The organism is Streptomyces physcomitrii, assembly GCF_012273655.1.
In the GTDB taxonomy this organism is placed as follows: domain Bacteria; phylum Actinomycetota; class Actinomycetes; order Streptomycetales; family Streptomycetaceae; genus Streptomyces; species Streptomyces physcomitrii.
In genome coordinates this window covers 44065-59392 of the sequence record NZ_JAAWWP010000009.1, presented here as the reverse complement: position 1 = coordinate 59392, position 15328 = coordinate 44065, and the positions used below count along the sequence as shown (strand labels likewise).

12 protein-coding genes are annotated in these 15328 nt (G+C 73.0%); 9 read left to right on the top strand and 3 right to left on the bottom strand.

The window, feature by feature from the left end:
• Positions 1-65 precede the first annotated feature (65 nt).
• Positions 66-314, top strand: coding sequence for an antitoxin (locus tag HFV08_RS16220; RefSeq protein ID WP_040247496.1), 249 nt, complete (start codon positions 66-68; stop codon positions 312-314).
• Between the two features lie 100 nt (positions 315-414).
• Here HFV08_RS16220 and HFV08_RS16215 read toward each other — a convergent pair whose 3' ends face one another.
• Both HFV08_RS16215 and miaB read right to left on the bottom strand, forming a co-directional pair.
• Positions 415-1134, bottom strand: coding sequence for a class III extradiol ring-cleavage dioxygenase family protein (locus tag HFV08_RS16215; RefSeq protein WP_168540127.1), 720 nt, complete (start codon positions 1132-1134; stop codon positions 415-417).
• 190 nt (positions 1135-1324) lie between these two features.
• Positions 1325-2830, bottom strand: coding sequence for a tRNA (N6-isopentenyl adenosine(37)-C2)-methylthiotransferase MiaB (gene miaB / locus HFV08_RS16210; protein WP_168540125.1), 1506 nt, complete (start codon positions 2828-2830; stop codon positions 1325-1327).
• Between the two features lie 281 nt (positions 2831-3111).
• Between miaB and HFV08_RS16205 the strand changes: the two genes are divergently transcribed.
• The 3 genes from HFV08_RS16205 to HFV08_RS16195 all read left to right on the top strand — a co-directional run bounded on the left by HFV08_RS16205 (position 3112) and on the right by HFV08_RS16195 (position 5836).
• Entirely contained in the window at positions 3112-3783 is a 672-nt protein-coding gene (locus tag HFV08_RS16205; protein WP_168540123.1) for an LmeA family phospholipid-binding protein, read from the top strand.
• Between the two features lie 84 nt (positions 3784-3867).
• Positions 3868-4662 (top strand): SAM-dependent methyltransferase, encoded by a 795-nt coding sequence (locus HFV08_RS16200; protein ID WP_168540121.1) that lies wholly within the window; start codon positions 3868-3870, stop codon positions 4660-4662.
• A gap of 178 nt (positions 4663-4840) precedes the next feature.
• Complete coding sequence (locus tag HFV08_RS16195; RefSeq protein ID WP_168540119.1) at positions 4841-5836, top strand: TAXI family TRAP transporter solute-binding subunit; 996 nt, start codon at positions 4841-4843, stop codon at positions 5834-5836.
• Here HFV08_RS16195 and HFV08_RS16190 read toward each other — a convergent pair.
• Positions 5826-6929, bottom strand: a complete 1104-nt coding sequence (locus HFV08_RS16190; protein WP_168540117.1) for a LacI family DNA-binding transcriptional regulator — start codon at positions 6927-6929, stop codon at positions 5826-5828. The two genes, HFV08_RS16195 and HFV08_RS16190, sit on opposite strands and share 11 nt — an antisense overlap.
• A 574-nt stretch (positions 6930-7503) precedes the next feature.
• Between HFV08_RS16190 and HFV08_RS16185 the strand changes: the two genes are divergently transcribed.
• From HFV08_RS16185 to HFV08_RS16165, 5 genes are all read left to right on the top strand, one after another.
• Positions 7504-8796 (top strand): ABC transporter substrate-binding protein, encoded by a 1293-nt coding sequence (locus HFV08_RS16185; RefSeq protein WP_168540115.1) that lies wholly within the window; start codon positions 7504-7506, stop codon positions 8794-8796.
• Positions 8793-9773 (top strand): carbohydrate ABC transporter permease, encoded by a 981-nt coding sequence (locus tag HFV08_RS16180; protein ID WP_168540113.1) that lies wholly within the window; start codon positions 8793-8795, stop codon positions 9771-9773. The genes HFV08_RS16185 and HFV08_RS16180 overlap by 4 nt, the downstream gene beginning before the upstream one ends.
• Entirely contained in the window at positions 9770-10681 is a 912-nt protein-coding gene (locus HFV08_RS16175) for a carbohydrate ABC transporter permease (protein ID WP_168540111.1), read from the top strand. The genes HFV08_RS16180 and HFV08_RS16175 overlap by 4 nt, the downstream gene beginning before the upstream one ends.
• Positions 10682-10760: 79 nt before the next feature.
• Positions 10761-12020 carry a glycoside hydrolase 5 family protein gene (locus tag HFV08_RS16170; protein ID WP_168540109.1) on the top strand — a complete coding sequence of 420 codons (1260 nt, stop codon included), beginning with the start codon at positions 10761-10763 and terminating at the stop codon, positions 12018-12020.
• Positions 12021-12157: 137 nt separating this feature from the next.
• Complete coding sequence (locus HFV08_RS16165; protein ID WP_168540107.1) at positions 12158-15193, top strand: alpha-mannosidase; 3036 nt, start codon at positions 12158-12160, stop codon at positions 15191-15193.
• Positions 15194-15328 lie beyond the last annotated feature (135 nt).

Genomic DNA, 15328 nt, shown 5'->3' with positions numbered 1-15328 from the left:
GTCCGAAGGCCGAAGATCGGCCGCGAGGCATCGCAACGGCTTCCACAGCGAGGGAAGGTGACGTCATGGGCTTCATGGACAACCTCAAGGCCAAGCTCGGACCGGCGAAGGGCAAGGTCTCCGACCTCGCGCAGCAGCACGGGGGCAAGATCGACCAGGGTCTCGACAAGGCCGCCAGGGCGGTCGACCAGCGCACCAAGGGCAAGTACAGCGACAAGATCGAGACGGGTCGCAGCAAGGCCAAGGACGCGGTGGACAAGATGGCCCGCAAGGACGAGGGCGGCAGCACCCCGCCGCCTCCGCCCGCCCGGTAGCCCGGCCTGAGCGGTACATGATGATGGGCGCACGGCGATCTGCTCGCCGTGCGCCCGTCATCATGTTCCGCTCAGAAACGCTCCGCTCGGGGGCTCCGGTTCAGGCGTCCGTCGTCCAGGAGGCGACCAGGTAGCCGACCCCGTACGGGGCGTCCTCGTAGAGGAGTTGACCGTGCAGGGCCAGCCCGCCGGCCGCTCCGGCGAGGACCTGCCAGGGGGCCCGGCCCGCGGCCTTCAGCTCCTGGGCCAGCTCGGCGTCGAGGGCGGCCAGCGCCCCCGCGTCCGCACCGCCGAGCGCCCGGGCGGCGGCCGCGTCGAAGGCGGTGGCCCGTTCGTCGAGATACCCGGGCGCCTTCAGCGTCCGGCAGGCGCTGCCCTCGCCCAGGACGAGCATCGCCAGCCGCTCCCCGCCCGCCGCCGCGCGGGCGCCCGCCTCCAGGCAGCGCGGGGTCTCCAGCGGCTCCCCCACCCCGAGCCCCGTGACGGGCACGGCGACGGGACCGTACGCGTCCAGCAGCCAGGCCCCGACCGCCAGCGAGGGCGGCAGCGCGCGCCCGCTCGGCTCCCCCGCCCCGAGCCGTACGTCCACGTCCACCCCGAACTCGCGGAAGGAGCCCCGGGTGCCCTGGGGGTGGCTGCCGCGCCGCTCGCTGTCGGCGGCCGGGCCGAGGACGAGCAGCCGCTCGGGGCGCGCCGCGGCGAGCCGGGCGAGTGCCTCGGCGCAGGCGGCGCGCGCCGCGTCCAGTTCCGGAGCGGCGCCCGCGGCCACCTCCGGCACGAGCAGGGGCGGACCGGGGCAGACGGCGGCGGCGACAAGCATGATCCGCAGCCTAACGCGCACCCGGCCCGGCCCTGGGGGCGTCTTCGCAGTCCCTGGCGGCCCCGCCTCCGGGCTCGGCCCAACTGCCCCGCGCCTCCCGCGAGTTCAGGAAGAGAAGCGGTACGGGTACGAGCCGCCCGCCCCGCCCTCGGCCGCCCGCAGCGGCCGAAGTGCGGCGCAGGCCCGGCGGTCAGTCGCGGGCGCAGCCGCCGACGGCCGCGGGCAGCGGCTCGGGGACGCCGACCGTGGGCAGCCCGAGCATCACGCCCGCGGGCTTCGCCGCCTCGGCGGTGTTCCGCTTCTCCCAGGCGTCCCCGGCGCGGGTGCGGCGCACCTCGCGCACCGCGCCCTCGGCGAGCAGGTGGTGCGGGGCGGCGTAGGTGACCTCGACGGTGACCACGTCGCCGGGGCGCACCGGCTGCTCGGGCTTGGTGAAGTGCACGAGGCGGTTGTCGGGGGCGCGGCCGGAGAGCCGGTGGGTGGCGCCGTCCTTGCGGCCCTCGCCCTCGGCGACCATCAGCTCCAGGGTGCGGCCGACCTGCTTCTTGTTCTCCGACCAGGAGATCTCCTCCTGGAGGGCGACCAGGCGTTCGTAGCGCCGCTGGACGACCTCCTTCGGGATCTGCCCGTCCATCTCGGCGGCGGGGGTGCCGGGCCGCTTGGAGTACTGGAAGGTGAAGGCCTGGGCGAAGCGGGCCTCGCGGACCACGTGCAGGGTCTGCTCGAAGTCCTCCTCGGTCTCGCCGGGGAAGCCGACGATGATGTCGGTGGTGAGGGCGGCGTGCGGGATGGCGGCGCGCACCTTCTCGATGATGCCGAGGTAGCGCTCCTGCCGGTAGGAGCGGCGCATCGCCTTGAGCACCGGGTCGGAGCCGGACTGCAGCGGCATGTGCAGCTGCGGCATGACGTTCGGGGTCTCGGCCATCGCGGCGATGACGTCGTCGGTGAAGTCGCGCGGATGCGGGGAGGTGAAGCGGACCCGCTGGAGGCCCTCGATCCTGCCGCAGGCGCGCAGCAGCTTGCTGAAGGCCTCCCGGTCGCCGATGTCGGAGCCGTAGGCGTTGACGTTCTGCCCGAGCAGGGTGACCTCGCTGACGCCCTCGGCGACCAGCGCCTCGATCTCGGCGAGGATGTCACCGGTCCTGCGGTCCTTCTCCTTGCCGCGCAGGGCGGGGACGATGCAGAAGGTGCAGGTGTTGTTGCAGCCGACCGAGATGGAGACCCAGGCCGCGTAGGCGCTCTCGCGGCGGGTGGGCAGCGTGGAGGGGAAAGCCTCCAGGGACTCGGCGATCTCGACCTGGGCCTCCTCCTGCACCCGGGCCCGCTCCAGGAGGACGGGGAGCTTGCCGATGTTGTGCGTGCCGAAGACGACGTCGACCCAGGGCGCCCGGCCGACGATGGTCTCGCGGTCCTTCTGGGCGAGGCAGCCGCCCACCGCGATCTGCATCCCGGGCCTGGCCGCCTTCATCGGGGCGAGCCTGCCGAGGTTGCCGTACAGCCGGTTGTCGGCGTTCTCGCGCACCGCGCAGGTGTTGAAGACGACGACATCCGCGTCGCCGTCGCTGCCTGCGGGTGCCCGGACGTAGCCCGCGCCTTCGAGCAGTCCGGAGAGCCGCTCGGAGTCGTGCACGTTCATCTGGCAGCCGTAAGTGCGGACCTCGTAGGTTTTCACGCCGCTCGCCTCATCGCCTTTCACCCGTCCAGGGTAAGGGCTCGCCCGCGGTGCCCGGCCGTACGCGGGCGGCGGCGCCCGAGGCCGGGATTCCGCTTCGGGGTCCGGCCCGGTTCCGCCGGCGGCGAGTGATCCACGTCCTAGCGGTGGACGGGCGGCGGCCGGAAGGCTGAGGTCCGCCCGCTGTCCCGCGGGCACCGCCCCGTCCACGAAAGGCGCCGCCCGTGCGCTCCGCCCCCGAGAACCGACGACTCCCCAGGCTTCTCCCGCGGCGCACTCCGCGGTGGGCGCGCTGGGCGGCGGCCGTGGCCGCGGTGCTGCTGCTCGCCCTCGGCGCGGACGCCGTCACCGCCTACCGCGTCGAGAACTCGATGGCCGAGGACTTCAAGGAGGCCCAGTCGCTGCCGGGCGAGCCCTCGGTGACCGTGCACGGCAGGCCGGTGCTCACCCAGCTGGCGCGGGGCAGGCTGGAGCGGGTCGAACTCACCGCCCATGACGTGCCCGCGGGCGAGGGCGGGCGCCGGGTGCCGGTCTCCACGCTGCACGTGGAGCTGGCGGATGTGGAGCGCGGCGGTGCCGACAAGGCGCACGCGGGCTCCGCGAAGGCCGAGGCGCAGGTCTCCTGGGCGGACCTCTCGCAGGGCCTCGGGATCCGGGTCGGCCCCGGGCAGCCCGGCGGGAACGGGCGGCCGCGGGTCACCGCGACCACCCGGCTGCCCCTGGTCGGCGAGGTGTCGGTGAGCGCGGAGGTCGCCGCCTCCGGGCCGCGCTCGATCGCCTTCCGCTCGCCCGAGGTGACCTCGGGTTCGCTGCCCGAGGCCGCCGAGGGGCTGCTGAGCGGCGCCCTGGAGCGCGGGCTCACCCTGGACGGGATCCCGGAGGGCCTCGCCCTGGACCGGGTCCGCACCACGGACGAGGGGCTGACCTCCGAACTCAGCGGCGAGGACGTGACGTTCCGGCGCTCCGGCCGCAGCTGAGGCCAAAGTGCGCCCCGGCAGAGGCGGCTTCGGGCCCGCTGTTCTAGGTTGAGCCCCAGTCGTCGGCCAACTCGGAGCGTTCTCATGCCACATGACCTTCCACCGCAGGGCAGCACGGTGCCGCACTCCGCCCGGATCTGGAACTACTGGCTCGGCGGGAAGGACTGCTACGAGATCGACCAGCGGGTCGGCGACGAGATCCGCCGGGTGAACCCGGAGATCGTCCAGGTGGCGCGGGCGCAGCGGGCCTTCCTCAGCCGGGCCGTGACGCACCTCGCGGGCGAGGCGGGCGTGCGGCAGTTCCTGGACGTGGGCACCGGGCTGCCCACCCTCGACAACACCCACGACGTCGCCCAGCGGCTGGCCCCCGAGGCACGGATCGTCTACGTCGACCACGACCCGGTGGTCCTCGCGCACGCCGCGGCGCTGCTCACCAGCACCGCCGAGGGCGCCACCGACTACCTCGACGCCGACCTGCGGGATCCGGACACCATCCTGGAGGGCGCCGCCAAGACCCTGGACTTCTCGCGGCCGGTCGCGCTGATGCTGCTCGGCATCGTGGCCCATCTGCCCGACGCGCGCGCCCACGCGGTGGTCGAGCGGCTCAAGTCCGCGCTGCCCGCGGGCAGTTACCTGGTCCTGTGCGACAGCACCGAGGAGTACAGCCCGGCGGCGATGCGGGCGATGGTCGAGGAGTGGAACCGGACCAGCGACAACCCCCGTGTCAACCGCTCCCCGGAGCAACTGGGCGCCTTCTTCTCGGAATTCGAGGTCCTGGAGCCCGGTCTGGTCCCGGTCTCCCGCTGGCGCCCGGCACCGGAGGGCGCCCAACCGCCGCCGGTGGTCAGCAGTTTCGGCGGAGTGGCCCGCAAGCCCTGAGGACCGGGCGGCGCGCCGGGCGCGGTACGGACGGCGGGCGCGGCGCGGACGGCAGGGGCGGTGCAGACGGCAGGTCCGGCGCGGGCAGCGGGGCGTACGACACCGACCACCCGGACCGCGGGCGGCGGCCGGGGGCCGCCCCTGGCCGTACGCGGGGTGAAATGGCAGGATCGCCCGTATGTTCCCGGCACTCCCCCGCGGCTCGCGCGGCCGCCTGCTGCTCGGCGCGGCCGCCTTCCTCGTGGTGGCCGCGCTGCTCGGCTGGTGGCTGGCGCCCGAGGGCCAGGACTCGCCGGGCGGTTCGGTCAGCTTCAGTACGGGGGTGGCCTCGGGCGTCTACGAGCGGTACGGGCAGCTGCTCGACGCGGCCCTGGCCGAGGACATGCCGGACCTGCGGGTCGACATGGAGCCGAGCGAGGGCTCCCAGCAGAACGTGCGGCGGGTGGCGACCGGCCAGGCCGACTTCACCATCGCCGCCGCCGACGCGGTGGAGAAGTACCGGGCGGACGACGGCCCCGGCGCCTCCCGGCTGCGCGCGCTGGCCCGGCTCTACGACGACTACGTCCAACTGGTGGTGCCGCGCTCCTCGGAGGTCAGGGCCGCGGCCGACCTGCGGGGCAAGCGGGTCGCGGTCGGCCAGGTCGGCTCGGGGGTGCGGCTGATCGCGGACCGGGTGCTCGGCGCCGCGGGCCTGGACCCGGCGAAGGACATCAGGCGCTCGCCGCTGGCGATCACCACCATGCCGAGCGCCCTGGAGAAGGGCGAGATCGACGCCTTCTTCTGGTCCGGCGGGCTGCCCACCAACGCGGTGAAGGCCCTCTCGGAGCGCTTCGAGATCCGCTTCGTACCGCTCGGCGACCTGGTGGACGAACTGCACGCGCAGGGCGGCGCCTCCCGCTACTACCGGGGCTCGGTGATGCCCGCCGACGCCTATCCGGCCGCCCAGCAGGGCGTCGCCGTGTCCACCCTCGCGGTGGCGAACCTGCTGGTCACCACCGACCGCAGCGATCCGGCGCTGACCCAGGGCATGACCCGTACGGTGATCGACAGCCGGGACCACATCGGCTCGGTGGTGCACGCGGCGCAGCTGGTGGACCTGCGGACCGCCCCGTACACCGATCCGCTCGCCCTGCACGAGGGGGCCCGGCGCTACTACCGCTCGGTCAAGCCCTGAGCCCCTGCTCGGGTGCCGGCTCCCGTTCGGCGGGCGGCGGCGGGGCGGTGCTCTCGCGGGGTTCCAGATGCGGCAGCTCGGCCTGGATGCTGCGCGCCGGGCCGCCGTCGAGCCGGTCGAGGAGCTCCCCGGCCGCGAGGCGGCCGAAGGCCGTGGTGTCGCGGACCAGCGCGGTCAGCCTCGGGTGGGTGACCCGGCACAGCGCCGAGTCGTCCCAGGCGACCACGGACAGCTCGGCGGGGAGGGCGACGCCGCGTTCGGCGGCGGCGCTGACGCCCGCGACGGCCATCACGTCGTTGTCGTAGATGATCGCGGTCGGCGGCTCGGCGGCGTCGAGGAGCCTGCGGGTGGCCGCGGCGCCCTCGGCGTCGGAGTAGTCAGTGGTGACCGAGCGGACCCCGCTCAGGCCGAGCGCGGCGGCCTCGGCGCGCAGCGAGGCGATCCGGCGCTCGGTGTGCGCGAGCCCGGGCAGGCCCGCGACATGGACGATGCGGCGGTGCCCGAGCCCGTGCAGATGGGCGAGGACGGAGGCCATCGCGGCGCTGTCGTCGGCCCAGACCGTGGAGAGCGAACCGGCGTCCTCGCCCGGGGCGGGCGCGCCGACCAGGACGGCGGGCAGGCCGAGCGAGTCCAGCAGCGCGGGGCGCGGGTCCTGTGCGCGCGGGTCCACAACCAGGACGCCGTCCACCCGTCTCTCGGCCCACCAGCGCCGCAGCAGCTCGCACTCCGCGGCGGTGTCCTCGACGACCTGGAAGAGCAGGGCGATCCTGCGGGCGGCCAGCACCTCCTGGACACCGGAGACCAGTTGCAGGAAGAAGGATTCGACGCCGAGGGTGTGCGCGGGCCGCGCGAGGACCAGGCCGAGGGCGCCGGAGCGCTCCCCGGACAGGGCGCGGGCGGCGCTGTTGGGCTGCCAGCCGAGGTCGGCGGCGACCCGGTGGACCCTCTCGCGGGTGGTCTGCGAGACGCCGGGACGCCCGTTGAGCGCGAAGGACACGGCGCTCTCGGAGACGCCCGCCCGGCGTGCGATGTCCTTGATGGTGGGGCGGCGCGCGGGAGTCGCCCGGGCTCCGTCGCCGGCCGGCGCTGTCATCTCGTGGGCTCCTCGGAGGTACGTCGCGGCGGTACGCGGTGGCAGGGTGCTCAGTCGGTGACCGTACGCGACACGGTCGCCGCCGGGTGCGCGGACGGTCGCGCCCGCGGTGGGCCCGCCCTCCTCGCCGAACGCCTTCCAGGGTAATTGGCTAAACCGCATTACCTCCCCGCAGGTTTACCCCGGCCCGAAGTGCGCTGTCAACGCCGCCGGAGGCCGCTCCGGGCTCTCGGGACCCAGTCCTCACCTGCGCGGAGGACATGTATCGGCACCCTCCTGGCAAGCCGCGTACGGCATCCGGGGATTGCCGGGAACGGGACCCGGGATGAATCCGGTATCGCCGGTCTATTGACATCTACTAAATCGCATTACTAGCGTCTGCGGCGCCACCCCAACCTGCGCGGGGAATCCGGCTCTTCGCCCTGAAGATCATCGGTTTTCTCGGAATTCCCGGGCCGCGGGGAGATCTGGCCGCCGCGCTCGCCGCAGAGCCCCCGACAAGCCGAGGGGTCCGCGGCGGGAGGCCGCCGCACCACATTCCTCAGATGTTCCGGTCCGAGCAGGGAGCCGCCCCATGCGTATGTCCACTCGCGCCGCCACAGCCGTCGCTGTGGCCCTCGGCAGCGCACTCGTCCTCACGGCCTGCGGGTCCTCCGACTCGGGCGGCGGGTCCGACAGCGCCGAGGGCAAGGTCGAGGGCACCGTCGACTTCCAGACCTGGAACCTGAAGACCAACTTCAAGGACTACTTCCAGGGCCTCATCGCCGACTTCGAGAAGAAGTACCCCGGCACCGAGGTCAACTGGATCGACCAGCCCGCCGAGAACTACGCCAACAAGCTCAGCGCGGACGCCGCGGCGGGCGACCTGCCCGATGTGGTCAATGTGGCGCCCGACCTCGTCTACCCGCTGGCCAAGGCGGGCCTGGCGATGAACCTGGAGGAGGCCGCCGGGAAGTACCGGGGCGAGTACCTCCCCGGCGCCTGGAAGAGCCATGAACTCCCGGGCATGGACGGGGTGTACGCCTTCCCCTGGTATCTGAACACCGGCCCGATGTTCTACAACAAGAAGCTCTTCGCGGACGCCGGACTCGACCCCGAGAAGCCCCCGAAGACGTACGGCCAGCTCTTCGACTCCGGCATCGACATGGCGAAGCGGAGCAAGGGGAAGATCGCCATGCTCGCCAACATCCCCGCCGTGGAGGACTTCGGCCGCTACGGGGTGGAGCTGATGGACGAGCAGGGCGCGCGGTTCACCTTCAACGAGGCCAAGGGCGTCGAACTGGTCACCGAGTACAAGAAGTTGTACGACGCGAAGGCGCTCGACTCGCAGGCGCTGACCAACCAGGCGGAGGGCGCGGGCCGCAAGTTCCAGCAGCAGTCCATCGCGATGAACCCCGGCGGCGCGCTCGACCTGCAGAAGTACAAGAAGGAGGCGCCGAGCCTCTACAGGAACATCGGCATCACGCCCGCGGTGAACAACACCGGCAAGGACAACATGTACGTCCAGGGCCTGATGGTGAACAAGCAGAGCAAGGTCAAGCCCGCAGCGGTGGCCTTCGCGCACTTCGTGACGAACGCGAAGAACCAGATGGACTTCGCGCACGAGGTCACCGTCTTCCCCTCCACCGAGGGCAGCCTGGACGACCCCTTCTTCACCAAAGAGGACGGCACCGACGAGGGCCGGGTGAAGGTCGCCGCGGCGAAGGCGATCAAGACGGCCGTCAACTACACGCCCGCGGTCTTCAGCGAGCAGATGAAGGTCGCGCTGCGCAATGAGGTCGCCAAGGCGATGCAGGGCAAGAAGAGCCCGAAGCAGGCGCTGGACGACGCGGTGGCCGAGTGCAACCGGCTGCTGAAGACGGCATGAGCCCCGCATCCGCGACCGGCCGGGCCGCGGCCCGACCCGCCGAGGCGCCCTCGCGCAAGGAGGCCCCGGCGGGCGGGCGCCCGGGCGGGGAGGGCCGCCGCCGGCGCATCCGCACCCAACTGCCCAGCACCCCCTGGCTGTTCCTCGGCCCCGGACTGCTGATCGTCGCCGGCTTCAGCCTCTACCCCTTCGTCTCCACGGTGGTCGACTCCTTCACCGACCGGCGCACGCTCATCGGCGGCCGGTACGTCGGCGGGGCCAACTACCAGGAGCTGATCCACGACGACATGTTCTGGACCGGGCTGCGCAACAGCCTGCTCTACATGGCCGGCGTGGTGCCGCTCCTGGTGGTCCTGCCGCTGCTGCTCGCCCTGCTCGTGGCCCGGCAGATGCCCGGGATCGCCTTCTTCCGCTCCGCCTTCTACACGCCCGTGGTCGCCTCGGTGGTGGTGGTCGGGCTGATCTGGGTCTGGCTGCTGGACGACCGCGGACTGGTCAACTCGGTGGTCACCGGCCTCGGTTTCGACCGGATCCCCTTCCTCAGCGACTCCGCGCTGCTGCTCGTCTCGGCGATGCTGGTCACGGTCTGGAAGGGCCTCGGCTACTACATGATCATCTACCTGGCCGCGCTGGCGAACGTGCCGCGCGAACTGCACGAGGCGGCCTCGGTGGACGGCGCCGGAGCGATCCGCCGCTTCTTCACGGTCACCGTGCCCGCGGTGCGCTCCACCATGGTCCTGGTCGGCGCGCTCTCCTCGGTCAACGCCTTCAAGGTCTTCTCCGAGGTCTATCTGATAGCGGGCCCCTCCGGCGGGCCCGGCGGCGACGACACCACCCTCGTGATGCTGATCCAGCGGACCGGCACCGGACTCAGCGGCCGGGTCGGCTACGCCTCGGCGATCTCCGTCGTGGTCTTCGTGATCACGCTCGGCCTGATGCTGCTCGTGCTGCGCGCGAACCGCAAGGAGGACGCATGAGCACCACCGCCCCCGGCACCACCGCCCGCGCGGAGCGCCGCCGCGAACGCCGGGCCGCCCGCCTCGCCGACAGCGGCGGCCGGCGGATGCCGCTGTGGCAGCTGGTACTGCGCTACCTGCTGCTGCTCGCCGTACTCGCCCTGATGATCGGCCCCTTCCTGTGGCAGCTGTCCACCTCGCTGAAGGGCCCCACCGAGGACATCTACAGCAGGACCCCGCAGCTGATCCCCGCCGACCCCACCCTCGGCAACTACGCCAAGGTCGCCGACCTGATCCCGGTGTGGGACTTCGCCCTGAACTCGCTGAAGGTCGCCGTCACCAACGTCCTCACCAACTGCGCCGGCGCCGCGCTCGCCGGATACGCCCTGGCCCGGCTGCGCTTCAAGGGCCGCAGGGTCGCCCTGGTGGCCTTCGTGATGGCGATGCTGGTGCCGGTGGAGTCGATCATCATCGCCCAGTTCATGACGATGCGGGAGCTCCAGCTCAACAACACCCTGATCGGGGTGGTGCTGCCCGGCTGCATCGGCGCGATGAACGTCCTGCTGATGCGCAACGCCTTCGCCAACCTGCCCTACGAGGTGGAGGAGGCCGCCTACGTGGACGGGGCGAGCGCCTGGCAGCGCTTCCTGTACATCGCGCTGCCCTCGGTCAAGGGCACCCTCGCCGTCGTCGCGATCTTCGCCTTCATGGGCGCCTGGGACGACTTCCTGTGGCCGCTGATCGTCCTCAGCGACCAGCAGAAGTTCACCCTGACCATCGGCCTGGACTATCTGCACGGCGCCTTCGCGGACAACCAGCGGCTCGTCGCCGCCGGGACGATCATCGCGGTGGCCCCGCTGATCGTGCTCTTCGCCTGCCTGCAGCGCTACTTCTTCCGCGGCGTCGGCGAGGGCGCCGTCAAGGGCTGAACCCCCGGCCGCCCCGCCCGGCCGCCGCGCCGCCCGGCCCCGTCCCCTGCCCACCCGCTCGACCGCGCGAGGACCCCACATGCCCGACGCCGCCCGCACCCTGCGCTTCGGCGCCAACTACACCCCCACCAAGGGGTGGTTCCACCACTGGCTCGACTTCGACCTCGACGAGGTGCGCGCCGACCTGGACTCGATCGCCGCCCTCGGCCTGGACCACGTACGCGTCTTCCCGCTCTGGCCGCTGTTCCAGCCCAACCGCGCGCTGATCCGGCCGCGCGCCGTGGAGCAGCTGGTGCAGCTCACCGACGCCGCCGCCGAACGCGGACTGGACGTCAATGTCGACGGGCTCCAGGGCCATCTGTCCAGCTTCGACTTCCTGCCCGCCTGGACGCGGACCTGGCACCGCCGCAACCTCTTCACCGACCCGGACGTGACCGGCGCCCAGGAGGAGTATCTGCGCACCCTGGCCGCCGCCCTCGCCGAGCGGCCCAACTTCCTCGGCATGACGGTCGGCAACGAGATCAACCAGTTCTCCGACGGGCCGCACCCCGACCCGGACCGCGTCAGCCACACCGAGGCCGAGGCCTGGCTGCGCCGGATGCTGGCGGCCTGCGAGAAGGGCGCCCCCGGGCGGCTGCACCTGCACGCCGAGTACGACGCCGCCTGGTACCAGGACGGCCACCCCTTCACCCCGGCGCAGGCCGCCCGGATCGGCGGGGCGACCGCCGTGCACTCCTGGGTGTTCAACGGCACCGCCCAGCGCCACGGCCCCGGCGGCGCGGCCACCGAGCAGCACGCCGCCTACCTCATCGAGCTGGCCCGCGCCTGGCACCTGGACCCGCACCGGCCCTTGTGGCTCCAGGAGGTCGGCGCCCCGCAGCCGCACATCCCGGCCTCCGGCGCCGCGCACTTCACCGAGGCGACCATCGACAACGCCCTGGACTGCGCGGACCTTTGGGGCGTGACCTGGTGGTGCTCGCACGACGTGGACCGGGAGCTGGCCGACTTCCCGCTCCTGGAGTACAGCCTCGGACTGCTCACCAACGACCGGGCCGTCAAGCCCGCCGGGGCCGCCATCGCCCGGATCGCCGAGCGGTGGCGCGGCACCGCCCACGCCCCGGCGCCCCGTACCACCGCGCTCGTGCTCGATGTGGGCGACCCGGTGGCCGCCCCGGACCGGGCCGGCTGCGCGCCCGGCGGCGCCTTCTTCGAGGCCTGGGCGCGGCTGGCCGCCGAGGGGGTGCGGCCCGCCGTCGTACTGGCCCCGCTCGCCGAGGACGCCGCGCATCTCAGCGCCCGCGGACTGACCGAGGTGGTCCGCCCGGAGCAGGTCGGCTGAGGCCCGGCCGACCGGAGGCGCGCCGGCCGTTTCGAACCGTCCGCGGTGGGTGAGTTGTACAGCGCGCCCTCTCACCGCCCCGCCGGGCCCGCCCGGCGGCACCCGCAGCCGCCACCACACAGAATCACGGAGTGCCCATGCATGACGACCGCGGTCTGATCGAGGCCCGCCTGAACCGCGTACTCAAGGAGCGGATCCGCCCCGCCGTCTACTCGCGCTCGGTTCCGCTGACCGTCGAGGCGTGGGTCGCCCCGGGCGAGCCCGTCCCGGTGGCCGAGGGGCTCGCCGCCGCCCACACCCCGGTCGCGGTCGGCGACGCCTGGGGCGCGCCCTGGGCCACCACCTGGTTCAAGGTGACCGGCACCGTCCCGGAGGAGTGGGCGGGCAGCACCGTGGAGGCCGTACTCGACCTCGGCTTCGACGAGAAGATGCCCGGCTTCCAGTGCGAGGCGCTGGTCTACACGCCCACCGGGGAGCCGGTGAAGGGACTCAACCCGCGCAACCAGTGGGTACGGGTGGGCGCGCCGGTCTCCGGCGGCGAGCAGGTGGAGTGGCACCTGGAGGCGGCCTCCAACCCGGTCATCCTGGACTACCACCCCTTCGTGCCGACCCCGCTCGGCGACAAGGACACCGCGGGCAGCGAACCCCAGTACCGCCTCGCGCGGATGGACCTCGCCGTCCTGGAGACCGAGGTCTGGGAGCTGGTCGTCGACCTGGAGGTCGCCGGCGAGCTGATGCACGAACTCCCCCTGGACAGCGGGCGCCGCCACGAGCTGCTGCGCGCGATCGGCCGCGCCCTGGACCTGGTGGACCTCCAGGACGTGCCCTCCTCGGCGGCCGCCGCCCGCGCCCAGCTGCAGGAGGTGCTCTCCTCCCCCGCCGACGCCTCCGCGCACCGCATCAGCGCGGTCGGCCACGCGCACATCGACTCGGCCTGGCTGTGGCCGCTGCGCGAGACCGTCCGCAAGGTCGCCCGTACCGCCTCGAACATGACCTCGCTGCTGGAGGACGAGCCGGAGTTCGTCTTCGCGATGTCCCAGGCCCAGCAGTTCGCCTGGATCAAGGAGCACCGGCCCGAGGTCTACGCCAAGGTCAAGAAGGCCGTCGCCGAGGGCAGGTTCGTGCCCGCGGGCGGGATGTGGGTGGAGTCGGACACCAATATGCCCGGCTCGGAGGCGATGGCCCGGCAGTTCGTGCACGGGCGCCGCTTCTTCCTGGAGGAGTTCGGCGTCGAGAACGACGAGGCCTGGCTGCCGGACACCTTCGGCTTCGCCGCGGGGCTCCCGCAGATCATCAAGGCGGCCGGGGCGAAGTGGCTGCTCACCCAGAAGATCTCCTGGTCGCAGATCAACAAGTTCCCGCACCACACCTTCCAGTGGGAGGGCATCGACGGCACCCGGATCTTCACCCACTTCCCGCCCGTCGACACCTACAACTGCTCGATGCAGGGCAGCGAGATCGCGCACGCCGCGCGCAACTTCAAGGACAAGGGCAAGGCCCGCCACTCCCTCGCGCCGACCGGCTGGGGCGACGGCGGCGGCGGCGCCACCCGCGAGATGATCGCCAAGTCCCGCCGCCTGGCCTCCCTGGAGGGCTCCGCGACCGTCGAGTGGGAGGCCCCGGCCGCCTTCTTCGCCAAGGCCGAGGCCGAGTACCCGGAGCCCCCGGTGTGGGTGGGCGAGCTGTACCTGGAGCTGCACCGGGCCACCCTCACCAGCCAGGCCAAGACCAAGCAGGGCAACCGGCGCAGCGAGCACCTGCTGCGCGAGGCCGAGCTGTGGGCGGCGACCGCGGCCGTGCGCACCGGCTTCGCCTACCCGTACGAGGACCTGGACCGGATCTGGAAGACGGTGCTGCTGCACCAGTTCCACGACATCCTGCCCGGCTCCTCCATCGCCTGGGTGCACCGCGAGGCCCGGGCCACCTACCGCAAGGTCGCCGAGGAGCTCGACGCGATCGTCGACGCCGCGCAGCGGGCGCTCGCCGGTGACGCCGCGGCCGGCACCGAGCTGGTCTTCAACGCCGCCCCGCACACCCGCTCCGGCGTCGGCGCGGGCGGCGCGGGCCCGCTGGCCGTGGCGCCGGGGCAGGTCACCGCGAGCCCCCGCGAGGGCGGCGGGCACGTCCTGGACAACGGGCTGCTGCGGGTGGGCATCGACGCCCGCGGACTGATCGTCTCCGTGTACGACATCGCCGCCGCCCGGGAGACCGTGGCCCCCGGCAAGGCCGCGAACCTGCTCCAGATCCACCCGGACTTCCCGAACATGTGGGACGCCTGGGACGTGGACGAGTTCTACCGCAATGTCGTCACCGACCTCACCGAGGCCGAGTCGGTCACCCTCACCGAGGAGCCCGGCGCGGCGGCGGTCCGGGTGGAGCGCGCCTTCGGCGACTCGCGGGTGAGCCAGGTGCTGCGGCTCGCCGCGGGCAGCAAGCGCCTGGACATCGACACCGAGGTCGACTGGCACGAGACGGAGAAGTTCCTCAAGTCCGCCTTCCCGCTCGACCTGCACGCCGACCGGTACGCCGCCGAGACCCAGTTCGGCCATCTGTACCGGCCCACCCACACCAACACCAGCTGGGAGGCGGCCAAGTTCGAGGCCTGCCAGCACCGCTTCGTGCACCTGGAGGAGCCCGGCTGGGGCGTCGCCCTGGTCAACGACTCCACCTACGGGCACGACGTGACCCGCACCGTGCGCCCCGAGGACTCCGGCACCACCACCACGGTCCGCGTCTCGCTGCTGCGCGCGCCCCGCTTCCCCGACCCGGAGACCGACCAGGGCGTGCACCGCTTCCGGCACGCCCTGGTGCCCGGCGCCACGGTCACCGACGCGGTGCGCGAGGGCTACGGCATCAACCTGCCGGAGCGCCGGGTCACCGGCGAGGCGGAGGTCGCGCCGCTGGCGGTGAGCGAGAACGAGGCCATCGTGGTCAGCGCGGTCAAGCTGGCCGACGACGGCTCCGGCGATGTGGTCGTCCGCGTCTACGAGGCCGCGGGCGGCCGGGCCGGCGGCATCCTGCGCCTCGGCTTCGGGGCCGCCTCCGCGGTCGCCACCGACCTCCTGGAGCGCCCGCTCGCCGAGGCCCCCGCGTACCCGGTCGAGGACGGCGGCGTCGCGCTGGCGCTGCGCCCCTTCCAGCTGGTCACGCTGCGGCTGACACGGCAGGACTGAGCGGGGCGGGCCGAGCGGGTCACCGTTTCGGGCATGCCGGCCGCGCCAGGGTTCCCCGGCGCGGCCGACGTGCGTCCCGGGTACGTACGGGCGGGGTGCGCCCGGGGGGTGTCCTGCCGAGGGTGGGGCACGTCG

What these genes read in the sequence shown, in the direction of transcription:
- HFV08_RS16200 (WP_168540121.1), top strand. Translation starts at nt 3,868, where the DNA reads ATGCCACATGACCTTCCACCGCAGGGCAGCACGGTGCCGCACTCCGCC.
- HFV08_RS16170 (WP_168540109.1), top strand. Translation starts at nt 10,761, where the DNA reads ATGCCCGACGCCGCCCGCACCCTGCGCTTCGGCGCCAACTACACCCCC.
- HFV08_RS16175 (WP_168540111.1), top strand. Translation starts at nt 9,770, where the DNA reads ATGAGCACCACCGCCCCCGGCACCACCGCCCGCGCGGAGCGCCGCCGC.
- HFV08_RS16220 (WP_040247496.1), top strand. Translation starts at nt 66, where the DNA reads ATGGGCTTCATGGACAACCTCAAGGCCAAGCTCGGACCGGCGAAGGGC.
- HFV08_RS16190 (WP_168540117.1), bottom strand. Translation starts at nt 6,929, where the DNA reads ATGACAGCGCCGGCCGGCGACGGAGCCCGGGCGACTCCCGCGCGCCGC.
- HFV08_RS16185 (WP_168540115.1), top strand. Translation starts at nt 7,504, where the DNA reads ATGCGTATGTCCACTCGCGCCGCCACAGCCGTCGCTGTGGCCCTCGGC.
- HFV08_RS16180 (WP_168540113.1), top strand. Translation starts at nt 8,793, where the DNA reads ATGAGCCCCGCATCCGCGACCGGCCGGGCCGCGGCCCGACCCGCCGAG.
- HFV08_RS16195 (WP_168540119.1), top strand. Translation starts at nt 4,841, where the DNA reads ATGTTCCCGGCACTCCCCCGCGGCTCGCGCGGCCGCCTGCTGCTCGGC.
- HFV08_RS16215 (WP_168540127.1), bottom strand. Translation starts at nt 1,134, where the DNA reads ATGCTTGTCGCCGCCGCCGTCTGCCCCGGTCCGCCCCTGCTCGTGCCG.
- HFV08_RS16165 (WP_168540107.1), top strand. Translation starts at nt 12,158, where the DNA reads ATGCATGACGACCGCGGTCTGATCGAGGCCCGCCTGAACCGCGTACTC.